We start from the raw sequence: 5,598 nt of genomic DNA on the forward strand, positions 1-5,598 counted from the left end.
GTTCCCCTCTCGCGCTCTCCCCTCCCCAAAACTTTTAACGGTTGCAGGTACGGTAACGATAATGCCCTGTAACCGCTAAAAGTCTTTGGAAAGGGGGTCCGGGGGGAAACTTTTCTACAGAAAAGTTTCCCCCCGGTTGCCTCTCCCGCCTTCCTCCGCCACCCACTCCAGCACGCTACGGATGCGGTGGCGATAGGTATGGTGGGCCGCGATCAGTTCGCGCCAGGCATCTTTGAGGGCCTCGGCGTCCTGGCTGAGGCGTTGGGCCAGGTCGGGGATGTCCCGGGCCGTCCGGTAGGTGATGGGCCCGGTCAGTTCGGACGGGAAGAGCGCGAGCCCGGGTGTGTGGTCGGTGAGCAGGCAACCGCCGGCGGCCCAGACGTCGAAATGGCGCTGGGTCAGGCCGTGGGGCAAAAGCGGGCTGACGGCCCCGACGACGGCCTGGGCGGAAGCGTAGAGCCCCGGGAGCGCCTCGTGGTAGGGCACGGGGGGCAGCCAGGCGAACGGCGCTTCGACAAGCCCCCGCCAAGCCGCATCGCCGCACACGGCCAGTTTTCCGGTACGGGCCGCCTCGCGGATGACCAGCCGTCGCCAGGCCTGGCCCGACTCTTCCGCGCCGTAGCCCACGCGCCGGGCGTCACGCCCGGGCCACAGGGACGCCGCGCCAAGCCGTTTCTCCCACCAGCCGAAATCCGGACGCTCGCCGCGTACAAGCATGGCCATGGCCTCGTCCCACAGGGCGGGGTCGAGCCTGCTTCCCGAAAAAAAAAGCTCCTTGTCCGGAAAGGCGCTGCGGCCGACGAAAAGGAGCTTGCCGGCAAGTTCCGGCCGATCGGGTCTGGCCGTAAAAAAGGCCGGATCAGCGGCCAGGGGCAGATGATGCACGGCCCTTGCGCCGTGACGCGTTAGCGGCGCAACGAACCAGTCGTCGGTCACGCACAGGGTCACGTCGCGCCAGGCGGTCGTCTTGACGCCGGACAGGCAGTGGAAAGGGTTGTCCACGCACCAGACGACCACCGGCACCCCGGCCCGGGCCAGCAGCGCCTGGACCTCGCCGTGGCGGTCGAGACCCGTGAAATTGACGGAAAAAAAAAGCGCCGGCCGTTCCCGCTCCAGACAGGCGAGCAATCCGGCCCGGTCCACGACGCGCACCGTGAAGCCCTCGGCCTCGAACCCGGCCGTGATGCCCGGGGCGACCAGCCCGCCCGTGTCCCGGGGCAGCAGGGCGATCTTCTCCCGGCAGGGGGCATCCGGCGGCACAACCGGCAGCAGCAGCGCTGCCTGTATCGGGCTCCAGAAGCGGGGGAAAAGGGTTCCGGCCTGCCGGTACAGCAGGATGTTGGCACAAGCGGCCAGGACCGGATCGAGAGACGCTACCGGGGTCCAGGCGGCCGGGATGGCGGCGCGCCAGGCGGCGTCGGTCTGGGCGAGAAATTCCGGGCACTCCAGATAACGCACCCTGGCCCCGGGCGGGAGCGTGGCGGCAAGGGCCCGCGGATCGGGGCCAAGGCCGAGCACCAGCCAGTCCGGACTTTCAGCCCGGGTAACGACCTCATGGCCCGGGGCCAGGGTCTTGGCCGCGCCCAATTCGTCGACAATGCGCAGGCGGCTGCCGGGTTGCGGCATGGCGCTCATCCTTCCCCCCCGCCGGAATGGCCGGCGGGGCCAAGGCATGGCGGCTTTTCGCGCCGCGCTTTCTCAAAAAGAGCTTTCCGGCCTTCGGCCACACGGACAACCATGCGCCAACGCTCACTCCCCGGGTCGGAGATTGCCGTCCGCGTCCCGGGAGCAGACGGCCAGCCAGATCGCTTCCAGCACCGCCTCCACGCCCTCGCCGGTCAGCGCGGACATGAAAAAGACCTTCTGGCCGGCGGCGCGGGCGGCCTCACGGCGCGCGGCCAGGTCTTCCGGGGTCAGCAGATCGATCTTGTTGACCACGCGGATCTGGGGCCGCTCGGCCAGGGCCGGGTCGAAGCGGCGCAGCTCCTCGTCCACCACGGCAAAGGCCTCGAAGATGCCTTCCGGCGAGGCGTCCTCGGCCGAAACGACATGCAGCAGCACCCGTGTGCGCTCCACGTGGCGCAAAAACCGGTGCCCTAGCCCATGGCCCAGATGCGCGCCCTCGATGAGCCCCGGAATGTCGGCCAGCACCAGCCGGTCGCCGTAGTCGTTTTCCACCACGCCGAGGTTGGGGGTGAGCGTGGTGAAGGGATAGGCCGCAATCTTGGGCTGGGCCCGGGACACGGCCGCGATGAAGGTGGATTTGCCGGCGTTGGGCAGCCCGATGATGCCGACATCGGCCAGCACCTTGAGCACCAGCCGGATGCGGCGCTCCTCTCCCGGCTCGCCGGGCTGGGCGAAACGCGGGGTGCGCATGGTGGCCGAGGCGAAGTGCAGGTTGCCCTTGCCGCCACGACCGCCCTGGCAGGCGACGAACGTCTGGCCCGGTGTGGTCAGGTCCACGAGCAGGGGTTCCTCCGGAGCCTCCTCCTCCACTTCCACCGGGGCCTCGGCGTCGCCAGCGTCCGCATCGTCCTTTCCGATTTCGTACACGGGCTTGAATGAGGGGGGGGACTCCGGAACGTCCTGGTCCTCGGGAGCCGGTTCCACAGGTTCCAGGGGCGGCAACTCATACAGTTCGGTGCCGACGGGCACGTCGATGACAAGGTCCGCCGCGGCCTTGCCGTTTTTCTGGCGGCCCATGCCGCCTTCGCCGTTTCGGGCTTCGTAGATGCGCCGCAGGCGCAGGTCATAAAGCGTGAGCAGGTCCGGGTCGGCCCGAAAAACGATATCGCCGCCCTTGCCGCCGTCCCCGCCGTCCGGGCCGCCCCGGGGAATGAATTTCTCGCGGCGAAACGACACCGCGCCGCGTCCGCCCTTGCCCGAGCGAACGATAATCCAGGCTTCATCGACAAAACGCATAACCCCTCCGGGCACCCTTCGTGTCGTGTCCTCGAAATGCGCGTCTGCGAATTTCGAAGGTAATATATTTAAATGATGGAATTAAAGAGACACAACACTTACGGCCGCAGCTTGGCGAGCCTGTCCTCGCGGCCCACCAGCACCAGCTTGTCGCCGGTCCCAAGCGGCTCGTCGGCCTTGGGGATAAAGGAATAGTGCTCGGCCTGCTCCCGCTTCCAGGCAATGACCTGTACCTGATGCTTGTTGGTGAGGTCGAGCTGGCGCAAGGTCCGACCGGCCCAGTCGTCGATGCCGATCTCTTTTATGGCCACGTTCTTGTCCATGGGCAGGTATTCGATCAGCCCCGGGCTCGCCAATTGATGGGCCATGTTCTTGGCCGCGAACCGCTCGGGAATAAAGACCGTATCCACGCCGATTTTCATCAGCAGCTTTTCATGGTCCGTGGACACGGCCTTAACCCAGACCTGGGGCACGCCAAGCTCCTTGAGGTAGAGCGAGATAAGGATGCTCGCCTCCATGGAATGCCCCACGGAAACAACGACATGGGACATCTCCTCCACATGGATCTGGGCCAGGGCCCGCTTGTCCTTGGCGTCGAGCTGGTAGACCTGGGTGAAGATGTTCTGGGCGTTTTTGACCTTCTCGGAATTGCCGTCCACGCCGATCACCGGCCGTCCAAGCTCCACCAGGCAGCGGCCCATGTGAAAGCCGAACTTGCCGAGCCCGATGATGCATACCTGATCCTGGGCCATTTTTCCTCCACGAAAAAGCGACATGGCGACGCCCTAGCCGATCATCATACTCTGCTCGGGCCAGCGATAGCGCAAGGGCTCCTGAAAGGCCTGGAGCACCGAGAGGAAAAGGATCGGCCCAAGACGCCCCACGAACATGAGCAGGGTGATGACGATCTTGCCGGCCGGCGTCAGCGTCGGGGTGATGCCCGTGGACAACCCCACCGTGCCGAAGGCGGAGACGACCTCGAACAGGATCTCCAGGAACCGGCCGCCGGATTCCACATGCGGGGCCACCGCCCCTTCGGTAAAACATAAGAGCAGCACCGCGCCAAGCACCAATCCGCCGGCAAGGACGGTCAGGGTCACGGCCCTGTCGATGGTGCCCTCGTCCACGGCGAAGCGGCCGATGACGGCCTGCCGTCGGCCGAGCATACGCGACTTGCCGAAAGCGCACAGCACGGCGAACGTGGTGGTCTTGATGCCGCCGGCACAGGAGCCGGGGGAACCGCCGATAAACATCAAAAAGACCATGATGACCAGGGAGGCGTCGGCCATGCGGCCGATGTCCAGGGTATTGAACCCGGCCGTGCGGCAGGTCACGGACTGGAAAAGCGCGGCCATGGCCTTGTCCGCCACCGACAAGGCGGGGTAGCGGTCGCCCAGGAACTCGCCGAAAAAGATCATGCCCGCCCCGACCAGGATCAAGGCGGCCGAGACCGCAAACACGATGCGGGAATGCCAGGACAGGCGGAAGACGCGGGCGTCGCGGCGGACAAGGCGCACAAGGTGCGAACGGACCGCCCGGTAGCCCTCGATCAGCACGCCGAATCCCAGACCGCCGCTGACGACAAGCCACATGAAGACGCCGTTGACGCCGGGACTGCCGACATAGGAGGCGAGGTTGTCGGCGGGCAGGGCGAAGCCGGCGTTGCAAAAGGCCGAGATGGAGTGGAACACGGCCGAATAGGGCGCGAAGCCGACCGGGTCGAGGCAGTAGAGGCCCAGCGCGCCCACGGCCTCGATCACGGCCGTGACCAGCACCATGCGGGTGAGGAAGCGGCCCAGGTGGAAGGTCGTGTCGTGCAGCAGGCTCTGGCCCACGGCGATATGGTCGGCCAGGGACACCCGGCGACGCCAGAGATAAAAGATGAGCGTGGAAAAAGTCATGACGCCGAGGCCGCCAAGCTGCACCAGGGCCAGGATGACGGTCTGGCCGAACAGGGAGAACCGGGCGCCGGTATCGACCACGGTCAGCCCGGTGACACAGGCGGCCGAGGTGGCGGTGAACAGGGCGTCGAGAAACGACACCGCCCCGCCCCGGCAGCTTACCGGCTGGTGCAGCAGAAACGCGCCGACGAGGATGGCCCCGGCAAACACGTGGATGGGCAGCGCCAGGGGCGCGAACAATTTCTTATGCCACATGGGGTCCGAAGGTAGCGCAGAGGGCGTCGATTCTCCAAGGCCCCGCGCCCAAAAAAAATGGGGGGCTCGGTGAGAGCCCCCGCGCGGGAGATGAAGGAGAGGTCAGAACAATAGGGAGGTATTGTCTGCTCTGTTTTTCCTTTATCCAAATCCCGTGCCAATACGGCCGATATGACTTTTCTGTTTTATTTAAATATGTTAATGAAACAAGAAAAGAGATATAGATTCTTGCAAAACGAGAAAAACATCCTGCTTTACGGTAAAATAGGAAATATTGCGGTAAAAAAGAAAAAACGTGACGCCAAGCCGAGGGGCGCTTTTACGGCAAGCGTGCTCGCTTGCCAAGGGAAAAGAAACCGGGGGGAAACTTTTCTGTAGAAAAGGTTCCCCCCGGACCCCCTTTCCAAAGACTTTGATAGTTACAGGTCGGTTCCGTTCATTCGCCTGTAACCGGTAGAAGTTTTTGGGAGGGGAGAGCGCGAGAGGGGAACCCTTTTTTCAAAAAGGGTTCCCCTCTCGC

At 64.8% G+C, this 5,598-nt stretch carries 4 protein-coding genes; all 4 read right to left on the reverse strand.

What is annotated here, in order from left to right; translation table 11 throughout:
• Window positions 1–114: 114 nt before the first annotated feature.
• Window positions 115–1,626 (reverse strand): glycosyltransferase family protein, encoded by a 1,512-nt coding sequence (locus ACMZ6R_RS19875; protein WP_416114692.1) that lies wholly within the window; start codon window positions 1,624–1,626, stop codon window positions 115–117.
• A gap of 123 nt (window positions 1,627–1,749) precedes the next feature.
• Window positions 1,750–2,922, reverse strand: coding sequence for an Obg family GTPase CgtA (cgtA, locus tag ACMZ6R_RS19880; RefSeq protein WP_416114693.1), 1,173 nt, complete (start codon window positions 2,920–2,922; stop codon window positions 1,750–1,752).
• A 98-nt stretch (window positions 2,923–3,020) separates the two neighbouring features.
• On the reverse strand, window positions 3,021–3,674 hold the full coding sequence (locus ACMZ6R_RS19885; RefSeq protein WP_416114694.1) for a potassium channel family protein: 654 nt from the start codon (window positions 3,672–3,674) through the stop codon (window positions 3,021–3,023).
• 33 nt (window positions 3,675–3,707) lie between these two features.
• Window positions 3,708–5,078 carry a TrkH family potassium uptake protein gene (locus tag ACMZ6R_RS19890; protein ID WP_416114695.1) on the reverse strand — a complete coding sequence of 457 codons (1,371 nt, stop codon included), beginning with the start codon at window positions 5,076–5,078 and terminating at the stop codon, window positions 3,708–3,710.
• Window positions 5,079–5,598: the final 520 nt, after the last annotated feature.

Origin of the sequence: Solidesulfovibrio sp. C21, from assembly GCF_047785625.1 — a bacterium.
Classification (GTDB): domain Bacteria; phylum Desulfobacterota; class Desulfovibrionia; order Desulfovibrionales; family Desulfovibrionaceae; genus Solidesulfovibrio.